The organism is Streptomyces sp. NBC_00457 (genome assembly GCF_036014015.1).
In the GTDB taxonomy this organism is placed as follows: domain Bacteria; phylum Actinomycetota; class Actinomycetes; order Streptomycetales; family Streptomycetaceae; genus Streptomyces.
The window spans coordinates 7,526,494-7,546,281 of sequence record NZ_CP107905.1; the positions used below are offsets into that span (position 1 = coordinate 7,526,494).

19 protein-coding genes and 1 tRNA gene are annotated in these 19,788 nt (G+C 70.0%); 10 read left to right on the forward strand and 10 right to left on the reverse strand.

The window, feature by feature from the left end:
- Positions 1 to 25: 25 nt before the first annotated feature.
- The gene (locus tag OG828_RS34310; protein WP_328365389.1) at positions 26 to 1,168 is read left to right on the forward strand and encodes a DUF475 domain-containing protein; all 1,143 of its coding nucleotides are present in this window, start codon (positions 26 to 28) and stop codon (positions 1,166 to 1,168) included.
- Positions 1,169 to 1,264: 96 nt separating this feature from the next.
- A complete protein-coding gene (locus OG828_RS34315) occupies positions 1,265 to 2,008 on the forward strand; it encodes a TerD family protein (RefSeq protein ID WP_328365392.1) in 744 nt (247 codons plus the stop codon).
- A 210-nt stretch (positions 2,009 to 2,218) separates the two neighbouring features.
- On the opposite strand, the gene OG828_RS34320 is transcribed toward OG828_RS34315, so the two are convergent.
- Positions 2,219 to 3,010: a TerD family protein gene (locus OG828_RS34320; RefSeq protein ID WP_328503346.1), complete on the reverse strand. Its 792-nt coding sequence runs from the start codon at positions 3,008 to 3,010 to the stop codon at positions 2,219 to 2,221.
- 184 nt (positions 3,011 to 3,194) lie between these two features.
- Here OG828_RS34320 and OG828_RS34325 point away from each other — a divergent pair, with 184 nt between their 5' ends.
- Genes OG828_RS34325 through OG828_RS34335 form a run of 3 tightly spaced genes read left to right on the forward strand, consistent with a single transcriptional unit; the run spans position 3,195 to position 7,868 of the window.
- Entirely contained in the window at positions 3,195 to 4,361 is a 1,167-nt protein-coding gene (locus OG828_RS34325; protein ID WP_328503347.1) for an HpcH/HpaI aldolase/citrate lyase family protein, read from the forward strand.
- Positions 4,362 to 4,404: 43 nt separating this feature from the next.
- Positions 4,405 to 7,056 (forward strand): phosphoribosyltransferase, encoded by a 2,652-nt coding sequence (locus OG828_RS34330; protein ID WP_328503348.1) that lies wholly within the window; start codon positions 4,405 to 4,407, stop codon positions 7,054 to 7,056.
- Complete coding sequence (locus OG828_RS34335) at positions 7,056 to 7,868, forward strand: HAD family hydrolase (RefSeq protein WP_328365404.1); 813 nt, start codon at positions 7,056 to 7,058, stop codon at positions 7,866 to 7,868. Before OG828_RS34330 ends, OG828_RS34335 begins: the two co-directional genes overlap by 1 nt.
- Positions 7,869 to 8,036: 168 nt before the next feature.
- Here OG828_RS34335 and OG828_RS34340 read toward each other — a convergent pair whose 3' ends face one another.
- From OG828_RS34340 to OG828_RS34350, 3 genes are all read right to left on the reverse strand, one after another.
- Positions 8,037 to 8,261, reverse strand: a complete 225-nt coding sequence (locus OG828_RS34340) for an FmdB family zinc ribbon protein (RefSeq protein ID WP_328503349.1) — start codon at positions 8,259 to 8,261, stop codon at positions 8,037 to 8,039.
- Positions 8,262 to 8,301: 40 nt separating this feature from the next.
- Complete coding sequence (locus OG828_RS34345; protein ID WP_328504988.1) at positions 8,302 to 9,615, reverse strand: hypothetical protein; 1,314 nt, start codon at positions 9,613 to 9,615, stop codon at positions 8,302 to 8,304.
- Positions 9,616 to 9,861: 246 nt separating this feature from the next.
- Positions 9,862 to 10,632 carry a DUF4097 family beta strand repeat-containing protein gene (locus tag OG828_RS34350; protein WP_328503350.1) on the reverse strand — a complete coding sequence of 257 codons (771 nt, stop codon included), beginning with the start codon at positions 10,630 to 10,632 and terminating at the stop codon, positions 9,862 to 9,864.
- Positions 10,633 to 10,991: 359 nt separating this feature from the next.
- On the opposite strand from OG828_RS34350, the gene OG828_RS34355 reads away from it, so the two are divergent.
- A complete protein-coding gene (locus OG828_RS34355; protein WP_443062523.1) occupies positions 10,992 to 12,509 on the forward strand; it encodes an IS200/IS605 family accessory protein TnpB-related protein in 1,518 nt (505 codons plus the stop codon).
- A gap of 79 nt (positions 12,510 to 12,588) precedes the next feature.
- Positions 12,589 to 12,660, forward strand: a tRNA-Val gene (locus OG828_RS34360).
- A gap of 250 nt (positions 12,661 to 12,910) precedes the next feature.
- Here OG828_RS34360 and OG828_RS34365 read toward each other — a convergent pair.
- Both OG828_RS34365 and OG828_RS34370 read right to left on the reverse strand, forming a co-directional pair.
- Positions 12,911 to 13,177, reverse strand: a complete 267-nt coding sequence (locus OG828_RS34365) for a hypothetical protein (RefSeq protein ID WP_328365412.1) — start codon at positions 13,175 to 13,177, stop codon at positions 12,911 to 12,913.
- 41 nt (positions 13,178 to 13,218) lie between these two features.
- Positions 13,219 to 13,851: a hypothetical protein gene (locus OG828_RS34370; RefSeq protein WP_328365414.1), complete on the reverse strand. Its 633-nt coding sequence runs from the start codon at positions 13,849 to 13,851 to the stop codon at positions 13,219 to 13,221.
- A 428-nt stretch (positions 13,852 to 14,279) separates the two neighbouring features.
- On the opposite strand from OG828_RS34370, the gene OG828_RS34375 reads away from it, so the two are divergent.
- A complete protein-coding gene (locus OG828_RS34375; protein WP_328372416.1) occupies positions 14,280 to 14,474 on the forward strand; it encodes a hypothetical protein in 195 nt (64 codons plus the stop codon).
- A gap of 654 nt (positions 14,475 to 15,128) precedes the next feature.
- On the opposite strand, the gene OG828_RS34380 is transcribed toward OG828_RS34375, so the two are convergent.
- A complete protein-coding gene (locus OG828_RS34380) occupies positions 15,129 to 15,653 on the reverse strand; it encodes an ATP-binding protein (RefSeq protein WP_328503352.1) in 525 nt (174 codons plus the stop codon).
- A gap of 11 nt (positions 15,654 to 15,664) precedes the next feature.
- The gene (locus OG828_RS34385; RefSeq protein WP_328365420.1) at positions 15,665 to 16,009 is read right to left on the reverse strand and encodes a hypothetical protein; all 345 of its coding nucleotides are present in this window, start codon (positions 16,007 to 16,009) and stop codon (positions 15,665 to 15,667) included.
- Between the two features lie 134 nt (positions 16,010 to 16,143).
- Between OG828_RS34385 and OG828_RS34390 the strand changes: the two genes are divergently transcribed.
- A complete protein-coding gene (locus tag OG828_RS34390; protein ID WP_328503353.1) occupies positions 16,144 to 16,878 on the forward strand; it encodes a DUF1963 domain-containing protein in 735 nt (244 codons plus the stop codon).
- Positions 16,879 to 16,885: 7 nt separating this feature from the next.
- Here OG828_RS34390 and OG828_RS34395 read toward each other — a convergent pair whose 3' ends face one another.
- The gene (locus OG828_RS34395) at positions 16,886 to 17,785 is read right to left on the reverse strand and encodes a PaaX family transcriptional regulator C-terminal domain-containing protein (protein ID WP_328504989.1); all 900 of its coding nucleotides are present in this window, start codon (positions 17,783 to 17,785) and stop codon (positions 16,886 to 16,888) included.
- A gap of 41 nt (positions 17,786 to 17,826) precedes the next feature.
- Positions 17,827 to 18,483: a GNAT family N-acetyltransferase gene (locus OG828_RS34400; protein WP_328440895.1), complete on the reverse strand. Its 657-nt coding sequence runs from the start codon at positions 18,481 to 18,483 to the stop codon at positions 17,827 to 17,829.
- 114 nt (positions 18,484 to 18,597) lie between these two features.
- On the opposite strand from OG828_RS34400, the gene OG828_RS34405 reads away from it, so the two are divergent.
- Positions 18,598 to 19,761, forward strand: coding sequence for an alpha/beta hydrolase family protein (locus OG828_RS34405; protein ID WP_328503354.1), 1,164 nt, complete (start codon positions 18,598 to 18,600; stop codon positions 19,759 to 19,761).
- Positions 19,762 to 19,788 lie beyond the last annotated feature (27 nt).

Genomic DNA, 19,788 nt, shown 5'->3' on the forward strand with positions numbered 1-19,788 from the left:
CCGTACACAAGGGATTGGGTAGCCAGTGGTTCTGAAAACCTTCGGCTGGTCGTTCGCGGTCACCGCGCTCGGCCTCGTCGCGGCGGTCCTCATCGGGGGGTGGACCGCCTTCGGTATCGTGGCGATCCTCTCCATCCTTGAGATCTCGCTGTCCTTCGACAACGCAGTCGTCAACGCCGGCATTTTGAAGAAGATGAGTGCCTTCTGGCAGAAGATCTTCCTCACGATCGGCATTCTGATCGCCGTCTTCGGTATGCGGCTGGTCTTCCCTGTCGTCATCGTCGCCGTCAGCGCCTCGATGGGTCCGATCGAGGCCGTCGACCTCGCGCTGACCGACAAGGACCGCTACGAGCAGCTCGTCACCGACGCTCACCCGTCGATCGCGGCCTTCGGCGGTATGTTCCTGCTGATGATCTTCCTCGACTTCATCTTCGAGGACCGCGACATCAAGTGGCTCGGCTGGATCGAGCGGCCGCTGGCCAAGCTCGGCAAGGTCGACATGCTGTCGGTCTGCATCGCGCTGATCGTGCTGCTGGCCACCTCCATGACCTTCGCGACCCACGCCCATCTGCACGCCGGCAGCGCGGACAAGGCAGAGACAGTTCTGCTCTCCGGTGTCGCCGGTCTCATCACGTACATGATCGTCGGCGGTCTCTCCGGCTACTTCGAGGACAAGCTCGAGGAAGAGGAGGAGCGGGAGCACGAGGCGGAGGAAGCGGCGGAACGCGAGGGCAAGCCACGCTCGGCTGTCGTCCTGGCCGGCAAGGCCGCGTTCTTCATGTTCCTCTACCTCGAGGTCCTGGACGCGTCGTTCTCCTTCGACGGCGTCATCGGCGCCTTCGCCATCACCAACGACATCGTCCTGATGGCCCTGGGTCTCGGCATCGGCGCGATGTACGTCCGGTCGCTCACGGTCTACCTGGTCCGCCAGGGCACCCTCGACGACTACGTCTACCTGGAGCACGGCGCGCACTACGCGATCGGTGCCCTCGCCGCGATTCTCCTGATCACCATCCAGTACCAGATCAGCGAGATCATCACCGGCCTCATCGGGGTCGTCCTGATCGGCTGGTCCTTCTGGTCCTCCGTCCGCCGCAACCGCGCCATCGCGGCGGCCGAGGGAAAAGCCGGCTCGGACGAGAAGACTGAGGTCTCGTCCGGGGTGTGACACCGCTGTAGGTGAGGAACGCTCTGTGCGGGGCGGCTTCGAGGCGAGTCCTCGTGGCCGCCCCGCCGGACTTCATGCGGACGTGGGGGCGGGAAAATGGGCTTGCTGGACGGACTGCTCTGGCGCGGTCGGCGAGAGGCCGGGTTCGACTCGGGCAGCGCCGCGAGCAATGCGATCGAGCTGACGAAGCGGCACAGTCAGGTCTCACTGACCAAGCAGGACGCGGCCACCGGGCATCTGCGCATCAATCTGGCCTGGCGGATGCGGACCTCCGACATCGGCGGCTCCCAGCGGGAGAGTCTGCTGCGGCACCCCTTCAAGGCGCTCAAGCCGCCGGAGGTGCTCGGGCACAGCCAGAGCATGGTCAACGTCGACCTGGACCTCGGCTGCCTGTATGAGCTGATGGACGGCACGAAGGGGGTCGTGCAGCCGCTCGGTGGGTTCTTCGGCGACGTGAACGCCGCGCCGTACGTCAAGCTCAGCGGCGACGACCGGTTCGGGTCGGCGTCCGGCGAGACGATCTACGTCAACCTCGACCATCGCGAGGCCATCAAACGCATCCTGGTCTTCGTCTACATCTACGACCAGACGCCGGCGTTCGACCGTACCCACGCCATCGTCACCCTCTACCCCAGCAACGGCCCGCGCATCGAGATCGGCCTCGACGAACGCCACCCCCAGGCCCGTTCCTGCGCCGTCGTCATGATCGAGAACATCAAGGGCGAAATGATCGTCCGCCGCGAGGTGAAGTTCGTGTACGGCTTCCAGGCGGAGCTGGACCGGTTGTACGGGTGGGGGTTGCAGTGGGGCAGGGGCTACAAGACAAAGGCGGAACGCTGACGCTGAGTCTTGGCCGGTTCGCCTACTGGCTCGGGGCGCCTTGCGGTTTCGGCGGCCGCGGGTCCGTGGTGGCTGGTCGCGCAGTTCCCCGCGCCCCTACGGGGCGCCAAGCTGCGGGCAGTCGTGCCGCCTGGGGCGATGGGGGAGGGTGGGCGCAGGCGGCACGCCGTCAGCGCCGGGCTGCGCGACCTACCCCTGCCCGCACGACAACTAGCGGCCGATGAACTGCGGCCCCTGCGGCGGCAGTCGGAAGTCGCTGTCCGGTGCGGCGGCAGTCACCGGCTGCGGGTAGCCGTACGCAGGCTGGCTGGTCGGATGGGGATACCCGTACGCGGGCTGCGCGGGCACCCCGGCCGACTGCTCCGGCGGCAACGGCTGAGCCGGAGCGGTCGTCGGGGGCGCCGCCTGAACGGTCGCCGCGGCTGCCGCTGCGGCCGCCGCTTCCTCCGCCGCCGCCTCCGCCTCGTCCACAAAGATCCCGAAGTCGGACGCCAGCCGCTGCAGCCCCTCCACGTAGCCCTCGCCCAGCGCCCGGAACTTCCACCCCTCCCCACGCCGGTACAGCTCACCGCAGATCAGCGCGGTCTCCCGGCCGGTCTCGGGCTTGATGTCGAAATAGGCCAGCGGCTCCCCGTCGGCGACGGCGGCGTCGTACAGCGCGATCCGCAGCCCTCGTACCCGGTCGAAGGTGACCCCATCGGCCGATGCGACCAGCAGAATCTGGCTGACGTCGGCCTCGACACCGCTGAGATCTGTCTGAATCGTGTCGGTCGGGCCCTCGGCGACCCGCTTCTTGCCGAGCCGCCAGACCGTCCCGGAGGGGTGCCGGGGCTGGTTGTAGAAGACAAAATCCTCGTCGGAACGCACACGTCCGTCGGGGCCGAGGAGGAGCGCGGAGGCATCGACATCCGGGACCCCCTGCCCGGGCGTCCAGCGCACCACGGCACGTACCGTGGTGGCATTGAGTGGGACGTTCGACCCCTTCAGCATGGCGTGCGTCATGCGGTCATCCTGCCCTCTCAGTCCTGGTCACGACAACGCGGGGGTGCTTATCCCATACGGGCTGTGCCGACCCGCGTTACCTGAAATTCATGCCCTGCGGGAACCCCAGACATAGGCCTCTACGTACTATTACCGGCCACCTTTCACACGCCACAGGTTGCCCAGCCGTCACGGGGGAGTCCATATGCGTCATTTCGGGCACATCGCCCCTGAGGTGCGGCAGCGCCTCTTCCACCAGGAGCCGTGCGACTTCACCGCCGACTCCTCACCGCGGCTGCTCTCCGCGGCCCTGGGCGCCACGCTCTACAGTCCGGCCACCCGGCCCCGGCTCGCCGACGACATCCTCAAGCAGGCCGGCCGCGGCGTCGTCTCCATGGTGCTGTGCCTGGAGGACTCGATCGAAGACTCGGAGGTTCCGGACGCCGAGGAGAACCTCGTACGGCAGTTCACGGACCTGGCCGGGCAGGAAGACGCCGACCTGCCGCTTCTCTTCATCCGGGTCCGCACCCCCGAGCAGATCCCCGACCTGGTACGACGCCTCGGCCCCGCCGCCCGGCTGCTGTCCGGATTCGTGATGCCGAAGTTCACCGAGGAACGCGGCATGCCCTTCCTGGAGGCCCTGGAGAGCGCCGAGAGCGCGAGCGGCCGGCGACTGTTCGCCATGCCGGTACTCGAATCGCCGGAGCTGCTCTACCGCGAGTCCCGGGTGGAGGTCCTGGAAGGCATCTTCCGCGCGGTCGACAAGTACCGCGTGCGGGTGCTGGCGCTGCGCCTCGGCGTCACGGACTTCTGCTCCTCGTACGGCTTGCGCAGAGCCCCCGACATGACGGCGTACGACGTCCAGATCGTCGCCTCCGTGATCGCCGACGTGGTGAACATGCTGGGACGCGCCGACGGCACCGGATTCACGGTGACCGGGCCGGTCTGGGAGTACTTCCGCGTGCAGGAACGCATGTTCAAACCCCAGCTGCGCCGCAGCCCCTTCCTGGAGGGGCAGGCCGAGGAGCTGCGTGAGGCGCTGATCGAGCACTCCATGGACGGGCTGCTCCGCGAGATCACCCTCGACCAGGCCAACGGCCTGCTCGGCAAGACCTGCATCCACCCCTCGCACGTCCTGCCCGTGCACGCACTCTCCGTGGTCAGCCACGAGGAGTTCAGTGACGCCCAGGACATCCTGCGGCCCGAGCGGGGCGGCGGGGGTGTGCTCAGGTCGGCGTACACGAACAAAATGAATGAAGTGAAGCCGCATCGCGCATGGGCCGAGAGGACCATGCTGCGCGCCGAGGTCTTCGGTGTGGCGAACGAGGACATCGGCTTCGTCGAACTGCTCGCCGCCGGAATACCCGGCTGAACCGGCCGGATCCGGCCGAATCCGCTTGAACAACAAGGGACGCATGAACAGGGCAGTGAACAACGGGGCGTCGGACCAGGTGTGGACCGGCAGCTGGGTCGCCGAGCGGCTCGGCGTCGAACTCGTCGGCGACGACGAGCTGACCGGTCTGCTGGGGCTCGCGCTGCGCCGCAACCCCAAGCGGGCGCATCTGCTGGTCTCCAACGTGCTCGGCAAGCACGTACCGCAGTCACCGTCCGTGGTGTACGGCGCCGGCTTCGCACTCGGCCGCCGCGTCCGCGAACTGCTCGGCGACGACGAGGCGGGCCGCGCGGTGGTCCTCGGATACGCCGAGACCGCCACCGGGCTCGGCCACTCCGTCGCCGACGGCCTCGCCCTCGCCCCCTACCTGCACTCCACCCGCCGCCCGATCCCCGGCATCGCCCCCGCCGGCGGCTTCGAGGAGTCCCACTCCCACGCCACGTCGCATGTGCTGCTGCCGGAGAACCCGGCGCTGCTCGCCGGGGACGGGCCGCTGGTGCTGGTCGACGACGAGTTCTCGACGGGGAACACGGTGCTGAACACCGTCCGGGATCTTCACGAGCGGTATCCCAGGCAGCGGTACGTCGTGGTCGCGCTGGTGGATATGCGGTCGGCGGCGAATGCGGGGCGGCTGGAGGAGTTCGCGCGGGAGATAGGCGCGCGGGTCGATCTGGTGGCGGCCGCTTCGGGGACCGTACGGCTGCCTGAGGGGGTGCTGGAGAAGGGGCAGGCGTTGGTGGCGCGGTACGAGGCGGAGAGTGCCGCGGTCGGTGGTCCGTCGTCTGCGGGTACGTCGGGGCTGGTCGCGCAGTTCCCCGCGCCCCTTAGGGGCGATGCAGGGACCGCGAGCCTTGAGGGTGATGCCGACGCCGCGAGCCTTGGGACCGACGGGCGGACCACCCACCCAGGGGCGCGGGGAACTGCGCGACCAGCCCCCACCGGCCCGCACCCGGACGACAACCGACCCCACCCCCACATCACCCGCGTCGACCTGCACTGGCCCCCCGGCCTCCCCGACGGCGGTCGCCACGGCTTCACCCCCACGCACCGAATACGCCTGGAGCGCGCCCTCCCCACGATGGCGGCGAGGCTCGCCGAAGCGCTGCCGGAAGACGCACGCCGCGTGCACATCCTCGGCTTCGAGGAACTGATGTACGCCCCGCTCAGGCTCGCCCGTGAGCTGGAGCAGATCGCGTCGGACACGGAGGTGCGCTACTCCACCACCACCCGCTCACCCGTCCTCGCGGTCGACGACCCGGGCTACGCGATCCGCACCCGCCTGGTCTTCCCCGCCCACGACGACCCGGCCGACGGCCCCGGCGAGCGCTACGCGTACAACGTGGCCGGTGCCGGATTCGACGCCGTGATCGCCGTCGTCGACTCCACCGCCGACACCCCCGAACTGCACGCGCCCGACGGCCTGTTGGCCCGGCTCGCCGCGCACACCCCGCACGTCCTGCTCGCGGTCGTCCCGTCGTACGTCCCCGAGCCCCCGCTCGTCCCCGAAAGGCCCGACATGCTGCCCGAGCCCCTGCGCGGCCCCGCCTTCTCCTCGTACGCACCCGAGGAGGTCGGCTGGCTGCTGCAGGATCTCTCGGACGTGACGCTGGAGGCGCCGACCGAGGAGCGCGAGGAGGCCATCCAGAGCGGCGGCGCGCACTACGCGGAGTCGCTGCCGGTGGAGTACCAGCCGAGCGAGCAGTACCAGGAGCTGTTCCACGCGACGCTGGACACGTCCGCGGCGCGGATCGCGCGGGCCGTGGGCGCGGTCACCGAGCTGGTGCTCGCCGAGCGGTCACCCCGCCCGGTCCTCGTGTCCCTCGCCCGCGCCGGCACGCCCGTCGGCGTCCTGATGCGCCGCTGGGCCGAGTACCGGCACGGCCTCGACCTGCCGCACTACGCGGTGTCGATCGTGCGCGGCCGGGGCATCGACGTGAACGCCCTGCGCTGGCTGGCGGCGCATCACGACCCCGCCGACGTCGTGTTCGTCGACGGCTGGACCGGCAAGGGCGCCATCACCCGCGAACTCGCCGACGCCCTGCGGGAGTTCGAGGAGGCCGAGGGGGTGTCCGGCTTCGACCCGGAGATCGCGGTGCTGGCCGACCCGGGCTCGTGCGTCCGGACGTACGGCACCAGGGAGGACTTCCTCATCCCCTCCGCCTGCCTCAACTCGACGGTGTCGGGCCTGATTTCGCGTACGGTGCTGCGCGCCGACCTGGTCGGGCCGAACGACTACCACGGCGCCAAGTTCTACCGCGAACTCGCCGGCGCGGATGTGTCGGTGGACTTCCTCGACGCGGTGGCCGCGCGCTTCCCGGAGGTGGCGGACGCGGTGGACGCGCTCGCCAAGGAGCTGCTGTCCGCTGACCGTTCGCCGACCTGGGAGGGCTGGGCGGCGGTCGAGCGGATCAGCGAGGAGTACGGCATCCATGACGTGAACCTCGTCAAGCCGGGCGTCGGCGAGACCACGCGCGTGCTGCTGCGCCGCGTGCCGTGGAAGATTCTGGCGCGGGCCGGGGCAGGCGCCGATCTGGACCACGTACGACTGCTGGCCGAACAGAGAGGTGTCCCGGTGGAAGAGGTCGCCGAACTCCCCTACACCTGCGTGGGGTTGATCCACCCCAAGTACACGCGCGGTGCGACGGGTGCCGACGGCAGGGCGGTGTCGGTCTGATGCCGGTGCTTGTCGCGAGCGACCTCGACCGCACGCTCATCTACTCCGCGGGCGCCCTCGCCCTGACCATGCCGGACCCGCGGGCGCCCCGGCTGCTCTGCGTCGAGGTGCACGAGAGCAAGCCGCTGTCGTACATGACGGAGACGGCGGCCGCACTGCTGACGGAACTCGGCGACGCGGCGGTCTTCGTACCGACCACGACCCGCACCCGTAAGCAGTACGAGCGCATCAACCTGCCCGGCCCGGCGCCGAGATACGCGATCTGCGCGAACGGCGGACACCTGCTCGTCGACGGGGTCTCCGACCCGGACTGGTATGCGCGGGTGACGGCCCGGCTGGCGGACGAGTGCGCGTCGCTCGCGGAGGTGCGGGAGCACCTGATGGAGACCGCCGACCCGCTGTGGGTGCGCAAGCACCGGGTCGCCGAGGACCTCTTCGCGTACATGGTCGTGGAGCGTGAGCTGCTGCCCGAGGACTGGGTGAAGGAACTGGCGGTCTGGGCGGAGAACCGCGGCTGGACGGTGTCGCTCCAGGGCCGCAAGATCTACGCCGTCCCGAAGCCGCTGACCAAGAGCGCGGCCATGCGGGAGCTGGCCCGCCGCACAGGCGCCGATCTGACCCTCGCCGCCGGCGACTCCCTCCTCGACGCCGACCTCCTCCTCGCGGCCGACCAGGGCTGGCGACCGGGACATGGCGAGCTGGCCGACGCGGACTGGACCGCTCCGGCGATCACCCCGTTGCAGGAAAGAGGCGTGCTGGCGGGGGAGCGAATCCTGCGGGAGTTCTTGGGGGCGGTGCGGGGACCGAGGTGACGGCGGGCCTGCGGGCCGGTGGGGGCTTGTCGCGCAGTTCCCCGCGCCCCTAGGTGGGTGGTCCGACCGTCGGCTTCAAAGCTCGCGGCGCTTGCAGCGCCCTGAAGGGACGCGGGGAACTGCGCGATCAACCCCCACACACCCGCAGGCGACAACGCACCGGTCCAGCTAGCTGCAGCACCCGCCACCGCAGCAACCGCCGCCCCCGCCGCTCGCCCGGGGCGCGGCGGCCGGTGCTGCCGCCGTTCCCCCCACCGCCACCGTCGACAGCAGCTTCACCGTGTCGTCGTGGCCCGAGGGGCAGTCGGCGGGGGCGGAGGACTCGGCCATCGGGCGGCTCAGTTCGAAGGTGGTGTCTCCGCAGGTGCGGCAGCGGTACTCGTAGCGAGGCATACGCACAGGTTAACCGGCGGGCACCGGCAGTCCCAGGGCGTCAGTGCCCAGCCCCCCGCTCCTCCCGGATCTGCGCCACCACCCGCGCCACCGTCTGCCGCACCGCCTCCGTCTCCGTCAGGAAGTGCCAGTAGTCGGGGTGCCGCCCCTCCAGCGTGGTGATCGCGCGCTCCAGCCGGGCCACGGAGTCGTCCAGCGGGCGGGCGTGCCGGGGATCGGGGGTGTTGCGGCCGGCCATGGCGAGCCGCTGGGCGTCGCGGACGGCGAAGCGGGTGCGGTCGATCTCCTGCTGGGGGTCCTTCTGCACGGCGTTCAGCCGCCGCAGCCGGTCGCCGGCGGCGGAGACGGACTCGTCCGTGGTGTTCAGCAGCGCCCGCACGGTCGACAGCAGCGCGGTCGCGTCCGGCCAGCGCTGCTCGTCCCGCGCGGTCTGCGCCTCCTTCAGCTTCTGCTCGGCCTGCCGTACGTTCTCCCCGGCCTGCTCCGGCACATGCTGGAGGTCCTGCCAGCACGCCGCCACGAACCGCCGCCGCAGCTCGCTCAGCACCGGGTCGACCTGGCCGGAACGGGTGGTCAGCGCCTGCGCACGCGTCCGCAGCGACACCAGCCGGTGGTCGATCTCGGACGCCCGCTCCGGGAGCCGCTCGGCCTCCACCTTGATCGTCTCGGCCGCCCGCGCGACCCGCTCGGCCCGCTCCAGCGTCTGCGGGACGCCATGCTGCCCGGCGCCCTGGTTGAGCTTCGTGAGGTCCGAGCCGAGGGCGGCGAGGCGGGCGGCGAGGTCGTCCGCCTTCAGCCCTGATTCTCGTACCGCATCCAGCGCGTTCGACGCGGCCAGGAGCCCCTGCCGGGCCCGCTCGACCGCGGGGGCGAGCCGGGCGAGCTGGGTCTCGGCCTTGCCGAGCAGCGGCCCGAGCCCGTCCGCGAACCGGTCCAGGTCCTGCTTGACCCGCCCCAACTCGTCCTTGGCGGCGGTCAACTCGGCACGCGCGCGTGCCGCCACCGAGGCCTCCAGGTCGTCGCGGTCGAGGTCATGCGCGTCGACGGCGTTGATGTACTGGTGGCTGGCCTCGTCGATGCGCCGGCCGAGCGCCTCGAAGTCGCCCACCGCGCGCCGGGCGGCGGGGGAGTCGTCGACCGCCGTGATCGTCTCGATCGAGATCCGCAGGTCGCGCTGGGCGGTGTCCAGATCGTAGAACGCGGCGGCCGCGGCGTCCTTCGCGGCCTGCGCCTCCGCCCGCTGGTTCTCGGAGCGCCCGCCGAACCAGCGCCGGGTCCCGCCACCCGCGAACGCGGCGGGCAGCGCCAGCACCGCGACGAGCGGCAGACCCACGAGGACGAGCGCGTCCCGCAGCGCGGACGGCCGCGGCGCGGAGGGCGCCGCGCCCCGAAGGGGCGCGGGACTGTGTCGATCTGCGGCTCCGCCGCGGGGCGCGACCAGCCACGGCGGCGCGACAGACGAACAACGGCCAAACAACCCGGCACGCCCCGCGCGGGGACGGCGCTGCGATGGTGTCGCCGTCACATCCCTCTCCCGTGCCCGTGGTCCGCCCTGCCCGGTGTCATTCTCCCACCGGTTAAGGACGAACACACGGGCCGGTTAGTTCGCGCTCCGGACCGTGACTTTCCCGTCGCCCGTCTCCGCGGACACCACGTGCGAGCTGGACTCGTCCCGGGGCACGGACACATCCACGCTGCCGTCGCCCGTCTTGGTCGACACCTTGTACGTCGCCCGGGGCAGCACCATCGTCACGGAGCCGTCTGCCGTACGGGACTCCACCAGGTCCGGTACGGCGCCCAGTTCGAGGTGGACCGAGCCGTCGCCGGTCCGGGCGCGCACCTCCCGCGAGGTGACGTCCGCGCGTATGGACCCGTCGCCCGTCCGCAGGTCCAGCGGTGCGCTGCTGTCGGTGACCCGCACCGAGCCGTCGCCCGTACGGATGCTCAGCGGGTCCTCGAAGCCACGCGCGCGTACGCTGCCGTCGCCGTCCTCGATCTTGACGGTGATCCCGCGCGGTACCTCGATACGGTGCTTGGCGTCACAGTCGGCGACCATGCCGGAGCACTTCAGCCGCAGCTTCAGCCGGTCGTCCTCCATGGACCAGGTCACCTTGGGGTCGTTGCCGATGGCGACGGTGCCCTGGAACCACCGGGTGACCTCGATCCGGCCCTCAGGGTTGTCGTCCGCGGCGATGATCTCCAGCGCCGAGTCGTCGGAGTCGACGGTGAGGGTGCGGCCCTTCAGATCGAAGGACCGGTGCTCGGGCTCCTTGTCGTCTCCGGCGGAGGAGCCGCAGGCTGTGGCCCCTACGACGAGCAGCGCCACGACGCCGGTGACGGCGGCTGCGCGGACAGAAACGGTGCGGGCCATGACGGTCTCCCCCTGAGTCGGAGTACGAGGACTCTGCTGCGACTCTTCGACCGTACGGAGCGCCCACCCACCCGGGGATCCGGGCCACTCCCGGATCCGCCCTGGGGTTAACCCCCGGATCACCCCTACACCGGTAGGGCTGCGATCCGGGGACAAGAGTTCCGGCATCGAATGAGTGACCTTTTCGGATCGCGGTCGTTGGATGCGATGAAAGGATCTTCGGTGCTGGTAGGTGGTGACGGGTGGGAGCGCTGCGGGAGTTGGCGGCGCCATTTGTCGTGCCCGGCCCTACGGGGGTGGCCATCCGGGCGCGCCTGCATGTGTCGTCGACAGATGCAGCAGTGTTGACCGAGGTGGGGATGTTCATGGGCTCGTTGGCCGTGGGAGATCTCGCCGCGCGGTCCCGGCAGGGGGTGTCACGCGACAGTGCGACTTGGGCCGCCCGGAAGCGGGAGCTGACCCGTTCCTCCTCGGCGCGATGGGCGGGGAGTGTCACCAAGGCGACGGACGACCAGTGGGCGCTGGCGAGGCGTGGTCAAGCCGCCGAAATGGCGTGGCTGAAAGGCCAGATCACGCGCATCGAGGCCCGGCTGGCCCGGCCGCTGGGTGCCAAGGCCGACAAGAGGGCCGGATTGGTGCGGGGCTACGCGACCCGGTCGGAATGGCATGCCAGGTCTCGCCGCTGTAGCGCGCTCCACGACCGGCTCGCTGCGCTTGAGGCGGACTGGGCGGCGGGCCGGGTGCGTGTGGTGCGTGGCGGCAAGAAGCTGGTGCGCATGCGCCAGCATCTGGACGACGTAGGGCTGAGCCAGTCGGAGTGGCGGGAGCGGTGGCAGGCTGCCCGATTGTTTCTTGCCGCGGACGGGGAGGCCGGGAAGCGCTATGGCAACGAAACCATCCGTGTCACCGACACCGGACAGCTTTCGATCAGACTCCCGGCTGCCCTGGCCCACCTGGCGAACGCTCCACACGGCCGGTACATGCTGGACGCGACCGTGGCGTTCACCTACCGGGCCGGGGAATGGCGGGACCGGATTGCTGCGGCCCGTGCGGTGGCCTACCGCATCCACCACGACGTCGTGCGCGGCCGCTGGTACGTGACGGCTTCCTGGAAGCCCACGCCCGTCCCGGTGCTGCCGCTCGACGCGGCTCTGGCTCGCGGTGTGGTCGCGGTGGACATGAACGATGACCACCTCGCAGCCTGGCGTTTGGACGCGCACGGCAACCCGGTCCACGAGCCCCGCCGCTTCCTCTACGACCTGTCGGGCAGTGCGCAGCACAGGGATGCCCAGATCCGGCATGCACTGACCAGGCTGCTGCACTACACCCGCCGTTGTGGGGCTGCTGCGATCGCGGTGGAAGATCTGGATTTCACCGACAGCGCGAGCCGTGAACGGCATGGACGGAACAAACGGTTCCGCCGTCTGGTCTCCCGCTTCCCGACTGCCAAGCTCAAAGCCCGTCTGGTGTCGATGGCTGCCGAGCAGGACATCGCGATCGTCGCCGTGGACCCGGCATATACCTCGCGGTGGGGCGCCCAGCACTGGCAGCGGCCCCTGACCAGCAAGAACCGCAAGACCACTCGCCACGACGCGGCAGCCGTGGCGATCGGTCGGCGTGCCCTCGGGTATTCGATCCGGCGACGGGCGGCACCGCCCCGTAACGACCAGAGCGATCGTTACGGGCATCGGACCGCCCAGGCCGGACCGGAAACACGGCGGCGCGAGGAACCCCGCCCCCGTATACCCGGACCACGGACACGATCCGTGCCGCCCGGATGCGGAGCGAAAGCGGGTGACCAGCGTGCCCAGCACCGCCCGGGGTACGCGGCTGAGCACACGTCCTGGTCGCAGGACGCGTTTCCGCTCAGTCTTTAGGGATGGCTACTCCTGACCGGGTCGTGATACCGGATTGCAGGACAGCGCCCCGGACAATGTAGGCTATCGGCCTGTTCCAGGGTGCGTAGCTCAGCGGTAGAGCGCCTGCCTTACAAGCAGGATGTCGGCGGTTCGAAACCGTCCGCGCCCACTGACCCTTAAGGTCCAGGTCAGCTAGGTTATCGCGGGCCCCTCGGAGTGATCTCCGAGGGGCCGTTTCCGTGATCGAAGTCCACAAAGAGTCCACATCCCTAGCGATCATGGTTTAAACGCGGTCTGCTCGTCGAGGGTCAGGTCTCTGTCTTCGCCGGTGAACTTCAGCGCGGCGGGCATGAGCTCAGGATGGCGTACGTCGGCCCCGCCGCAAAGGGGAAGCGGCGGGGCTCGAACGTGACGCTGTCCTACGGGGTGTCGTTGAGGGTGTCCTCCAGCATCTTGTTCTTGTCGAAGTTGCCCTCGTCGTCCGTCCAGCCAAGGTCGTCCATCGCCGCGTTGGCGACGAGGTACGTGTAGTCGTCCTCCTTGACGTCCTTGCAGGCGGACGGCTTGCCTCTGCCGTCCCGCTCGTACTGCTCCTTGAGCGCCTTCTGGCAGTCCTTGACGATGTCGTCGTACGACGGCTGGGCCAGCCAGATGACGGTCCCGGTGATGCCTCCAGCGATGGCCACGGCAGACCCAGCGATGAGTGCGGTAATACGGCGCACGGCGGTCATCCCCATCCGCCGAGGAGACCGGCGTTGGCCTGAGCGTGGCAGATGTTGTACCCGCCGGACGCGTGCGCCTTCTCGGTGTGACCGTCGACGGTGACCGAGCAGTTGATGTCCCCGGAGCCCTGGAGTTGGGCCAGCAACGTGTAGTACATCGCGTCGTCGTCCAGGGGCAGCGTGGCCGTGAACTTGCCGTTCTCCCACTTGCCTTCCCGGTTGTCACTGTCGGAGCCGTAGGTGATGTCGAGCGGGCCGAGTGCGCCGGCGGGAGCAGTGCCCCACACCTTGAAGGTGACGACCTTCTTCTTCGGCTTCTCCTTCTTAGTCGCCTCGTCGCTCGGCTTGTCTTCGCTCGTCGGGGTGTCGTCGACTGCGGGCTGCTGCTCCTTGGGCGCGGAGGCTGCGGGATTGACGTCGGTGGCGCCGCTCGAGCTGGTCTCGCTGCCGCTGCCCGCGATGGCGCCGACGATGGCGATCAGCACGAACAGGCCGACGAGGCCGAGGCAACCGAAGCCGACGATCTTGCCCGCGTTGGACTTCTTCGGCGGTAGCGGCTGGAACGGAGGAGGGCCGTAGCCGGGCTGTTGGGGGCCTCCCCATCCGGGCTGTTGCTGCGGGTACTGCGGCTGACTCATGATCCCCCCTGGGCGCGCGTGTGACTTGCGGGTGTGTGACTTGTAAACATGCTGTGTGGTTGCCTCAGGTCGGGTGAATTCACTCAATCGTGATGAACGGCAGCTATCCCGGGGCTTGTTGGGTCAGTCCGGGGCGATCTCCTCGCGGACCGGGTGCAAGATCGTCAAACCCTTCCCCCGGCCCCTCTTGGATGCGCTCAATTTCGCCGCTATGAGCTGCGTAAACGCCCCCGAGGGGGGCGCGGGGGAGTGGTGCGCGAATCGGACATACGCCGCGCCGACCGGTACAGGGCAACGAAGCCCACGACGACCACCACGAGCACCCCCGCAGCCTTGTCGACCGCGACGCCGCTGCGACCGCGGCCCCGGCGACGACGACCAGGACGCACACCCCAGACGCCCTCGACGGCTCGTCCGCGAATGCGGGCCTGTACGGGCCGACGGGCGGTCGGCGGGTGCGCGTGGACGGCGAGATCCTCGGCCTGGCGTTCGACCTGGAGGACGTCGCGGAGTCCCTGCGGCGGGCTGGCCTGGAGATTGCCCCGGACGAGGTGGCGCGGGTGGCGTGGATCGAGTGGCGCGGCGGCGGCCCTGACCACTGGGGGCCGGCGGCACGCTCCTGAAGGCTTGGTGTCACGAACCGAGGGCCCCCGGAAGGGCCCTCGGCGGTGCTCTCAGCACCTGTCATCCGTGCTTACGGCCTTTCACGCACAATCATGAAGATGATGGCGATCAGCAGAAGCGAAATCGGATCCATTGGTTGATCTCCTCAACAATCGAGCCCCTTGGGGCGTTGGGTTGTAGGGAGATCGCACTTCGGTGCTTAGAGCGCTTCTAGCTTGCCCGAACTGCCCATAGCGGGAGCCCGGCTGACGGCAAGTGAGGCATCGAGTTCCGGCTGGTCGAACCATGACCTTAAGCAGCCGCGCCCTGCTCGCTCCACACGTGCCGGCACGCGGTGCAGTGCGCGACGGGGGATGCGTCGGGCACCTCCGTGCATCTCGATCTGCCCGCCGCAGACCGGGCACGGATGGGAGATGGCGGCCGTACGCCGGGCGATGTCGAGGGCGCGTTCCACCCGCTCGCACCTGCTTCCCGGTCGGGTCGCGGTAGCGGGCCTGCCAGCTCCCGACACAGTCCCGTCGGGGCCGGCGCTCGCCGTGCTTTTCGGCCGGGTACTTCTCCAGGCAGAGCGCACAGCCGCACGCCTGGCGCCGCATCTACCTCCGAGGGGCCGTTTCCATGATCGGAGTCCACATGGAGTCCACCGGTGGGGCTCAGCTCTTGACGGCTTCCGCGATCTGCCGGGCGGCCTCGGCGGGTGTGAGGTGCGTGGTGTCGATGACCTCGGCCTCGCGGTGCAGCCAGGTGCGGGCCGCCTCGGCGTAGGGCTCGAGGTATTTGAGGCGGAACGGGGAGTTCGGGCCAAGGACGGTGTCGCCCGCGATGCGTCCGCGGAGGGTGTCCTGGTCGGCGTGGAGGACGAAGTGCCGTATGGGGATGGCGTGTTGGGCTAGGCCCGTGCTGATCTCGCGCCAGTACTGCTCGACCAGGACGGTCATGGGCACCACCAGAGTGCCGCCGGTGTAGTCGAGCACGCGGCGGGCGGTCTCCACGACGAGCGGCCGCCACGGCGGCCAGTGCTGGAAGTTGTCCGTCGCGGGCAGCCCGGGTGTGATGTCCATGAGCGTCTCGCCGACCTTCTCGGCGTCGAACACCCGTGAATCCGGGATGAGTTGCTGCACCAGTGGACTGGTCGTCGTCTTGCCTGCGCCATGAGTGCCGTTGAGCCATACGATCATGGGCCCCGAGGCTAGCGCTCGGTCTCCTCCGGGATCTCATGGGCGTGCTTCAGCTTCATACGCGCGTTCACGCGCTCCGCCGCCGCGACCTCCGCCCAGAAGCGGTGGCAGCTGACGAACACCGCGAGCTCGTGCTCGCGCTGCCGCAGCTTCTCCACCTCGGCCTGTTCGTCGGCCGTCCAGCCGGGGGAGGCGGGGCGCTCCACCTTGCGCCAGCCGCCTGTGTCACTGAAGCCGTCCAGGGGCACGACCGACCAGGGCAGCCGCTTCAGCAGGGCCGACAGCTCGGCCCGGACCTGATGCAGCTCCTCCTGACCGGCGCGGAGGTCACTCGGAAAGTCATAGGGCGTAGCCACGCGGCAATGCTACGCCTGTTCGATTTTGGGTTGCGAGCTTCTTTGGGTTGTTCATGCGGACGGGTGTGACTGAGCGCGTCAGTCGGCCACTCCGGTGCTCAGGCGTTCGTGATCGCCCCGGCATACTCTGCGCCATGAAATCGCTGGATCCGTTCCGCAACGAAGCCCGCAGGCGTGACTTACCGGAGGACGAGGTCGAGCGGTGGCTCGGCACCGTCCGTCCCTGCGTGATGCTGGGCACCGCCGGTGAGGCGCCGCCCGGCAGCCCGGTGGCCGGACGACTCGGTGGGCTGCCGCCGATGCCTGAGGGCGAACCCGTTCCGGACCTGCCGTTCCTCGCCTCGGTCGACCTCGCGGCCATCCCGCCCGGCGCGACGGACATCCCGCTGCCGAAGGACGGCACGCTGCTCTTCTTCGCGGACACCGAGGACCCGTGGCCGGGCCTCGTCTGGTCCCGGCTCGTCTACGTCCCCGTCGGCACGCCCGTCTCCGAACGCCGTCCGGACAGCGAGGAGCCGCCACCGGTCCACTCCGCCCAAGACCTGCATCTGATGATCGAGCCCTCACTGCCCAACCGCGGCTGGAAGTCCGAGGAGTTCCCGCACAGCAGCGAGCTGGGCGACGTGTGGTGGGAGATCGGCGACGAGATGCGGACGGACGGACCGGTGCAGATGGGCGGCTACCCCTGGGTCTGGAACGAGGATCCCACCCATCACCCCCGCAACGGCCCGGGCGACTGGGTGCTGCTCGCCGAGATCGCCGGCGAGGATCTGACCGAACCGGGCCTCGTCGACTGGGTGATCCGCCGGGACGACCTGGCCGCCCGCCGCTTCGACCAGGCCCGTGCCAGCTTCGACATGATCGGCTGACACCGCCTCAGGCGAGGCGCCCACTTCGCGGAGGCCGCGCGGCCCGCTCTGCTGCCTCTCGGGTGATGTCGGCGTAGAGGCGGAAGAGGGCCGGGCGGGCTTCGTCGGGTTCTCGTTCGTGCAGCGCCGCCCAGGACCGGGCGATGAGCTCCCGGGCCTGGGTGCCGGGCCAGGGCTGCGGCAGGAGCTGGGGCGGCAGCAGCGGGTCGGGTTCCATGGCGCGGGTGAGTTCGGCGGCCAGCTCGACCGCGATGGTGAGGAGCGCGGAGGGGGAGAGTGCGTCAGGGCTGGTGAGCCGGGCGAGGCGAGGCCGGGTGACGCGGCTGAGGCGGTGGTAGCGGTCGGCGATCTCCTGCAACGGCCATAGGCGGCGGGCGAGTTCGGCAGGTTCCCTGGTGTCGCCCCTGCGCAGGTCCGTCGTGGTGAGGAGGGTGAGCGCGCCATGGGCGCCGAGGTGGTGGGCCGCTTCTTCGACGTACGGTTCCCAGGCGTTGGCGCAGACGTACAGTCCGCCCTGGAGCGGGGCGCCGCCGAGGTGGACGAGCGTCTCGCGCAGGGAGTCCCGGGCCGTGCGCGCCGATTCGGGCACCGCGAAGGCGGCCAGGTGCCAGATGCCGTCCCAGGGTGCGAGTCCGGCGTCCTGCTGGAACGCGTGCCGCAGGAAGTCCGCGTTGGGGGCGAGGGCGCGCGTGGTGTCCGCGGTCGCGCGCAGCTCCGCCTTGCGGCCTCGGCCCTCATGGGTGAACCGGCCCTCGGCCACAAGGCGTTTGACGCACAGGCGCACCTGCTGGTCGCTCATACCCAGGGTGTTGGCGACGGTATACAGCTCGTCCGCGCCGACGGTGCCGTCCTCACGGATCAGCGCGTGGACGAGCATGCGGGTGGGGATCTCGATGTGGTCGGTCATGGTGCGGTCGGCCATGGTGTGGTCGGGCTTGGTGTGCTCAGTCATGGTGTGCGCGGTCCTCTCGGCCCGTTCGCCTCGACAGGGCGGCGCATGGTGGTCACCGCGCCGAACCCCAGCAGCCCGCGCAGATAGGGCGTGCGCTCGGTCCGTACGGCCGTGAAGCCGCGCCGCTCGTACAGGGCCCTGGCGCGCGGGTTGACGTCGATCACGTCGAGTCTGATCTCCCGGCAGTCCTGCTCCGCCGCGACGGCGGCCACTTCCTCGATGAGCAGGCTCCCGATGCCCCGGCCGCGTAGGTCCGGGTCCACGGCGATGCCGTCCATGAGGAGCTGCCCGGGTGCCGGACGGCGGTCGAACAGGGCGAGGAGCAGGAGCCGGTGCAGTCCCCGCAGGTGGCCGTACGCGCGCAGCACATCGGAGGCCGATCCTCCGGTGAGGGCCCGGCCGCCGAGCTGGTAGCCGGCGAGACCGACGAGCTGCCCGTCGAGGAGTGCGCACACCGCGCGATCGGCGTTCAGGTGGGCGGCGAGGAAGGACACCGCCTTGTCCGGCGGGTTCAGGGCGGGGCCGAGTTTGCGGCCGAAAGCGTCCCAGTACAGCTCGGCCGCCCGCCGTTCGGCTCCGGCCGGAACGCCCCGCCGGACTGTCACCGGTCCGGTGCCGGTACCGGTGCCGGCGTCTGTCGCGTCCAGTCCCATGCCGTGCCCCCTTCTTCGCGCTGCAACCTCCGGCAAATCTATCACCATCACGACGATCGTGTGAGAAGTGATAGTTTCCGTGGACGTGAACCCGAACAGAGGCGGTCCGATCTCATGGGTCCAAAGGTCCAGCCACGACGGCGCGGGCTCCGTATCGCCGTGTGGTCCCTCGTCGTGGTCCTGGTCGTGGCCACCGGTCTCATCGGTGTGGTGCTGTGGCAGAACTCGTACGACATGGACGAGCAGCGGGTCTCGATCCACCACGGCGGCCACACCCTCAACGGCGTACTGGCCACCCCCAAGGGCGGCCGCGAGCGCCACGGCCTGGTGGTGTACGTCCACGGCGACGGCCCCATCGACGCCACCCACGACGACGGCTACAAGCCCCTCTGGGAAGCGAACGCCAAGGCCGGCTACGCCTCCCTCTCCTGGGACAAGCCCGGCGTCGCGGGCGCACCCGGCGACTGGCTCGACCAGTCCATGGACGACCGGGCCGACGAGGCGGCTGCCGCCATCGCCTGGGCGCGCGCCCGCCCGGACATCGACGGTGACCGGATCGGTCTCTGGGGCGCCAGCCAGGCGGGCTGGGTCCTGCCGAAGGTCGCCGCCAGGACGCCCGTGAGCTTCGTCATCGCCGTCTCGCCCGCGATCAACTGGCGCCGGCAGGGCCGCTACAACCTCCTCGCCGAACTGCGCGCCGACGGAGCGTCGGCAGCCCGCACCAGGGCCGCGATCGCCAGGAGCGACACCACCCGCCGGCTGTTGAAACGCCACGCGACCTTCGAGCAGTACGTCAGGGCGAGGGGCGGGCCCGCGGACGGCATGACCGCCGACCGCTGGGGCTTCATCTCCAAGAACTACACCGCGGATGCCACGCGGGACCTCCGCGCCCTGCGCGGCATACCGGTGCTGCTGACCCTCGCGGGCCACGACATCAACGTGGACACCGCCGACACGGAACGCGTCTACCGCAAGGTGCTGGACGTGGGCGGCGCACTGACGGTCAAGCATTATCCGGACGCGACCCATTCACTGCTCAAGCAGTCCATCGAGCGCTCCGACCTCAAGACCACCCTCACCGCGGTCTTCTCCCCCCGCTCCCTCTTCGCGGACGGATTCCTGGACGGCCAACAACAGTTCCTCAGCGGCCCCGTACCCGCCGGGGGCCGGGGCGGTGGCGGAACCGGGGGGAGCGGAGTGCGGCGGGGTGTGGTGGTTCGGGGACGGGGCCGCCGGTGCGGTGTTCGACGAGGACGCCGCGGAGGACGAGGCAGGTGAGACTCAGGGCGATCAGCGCCTCGGCCC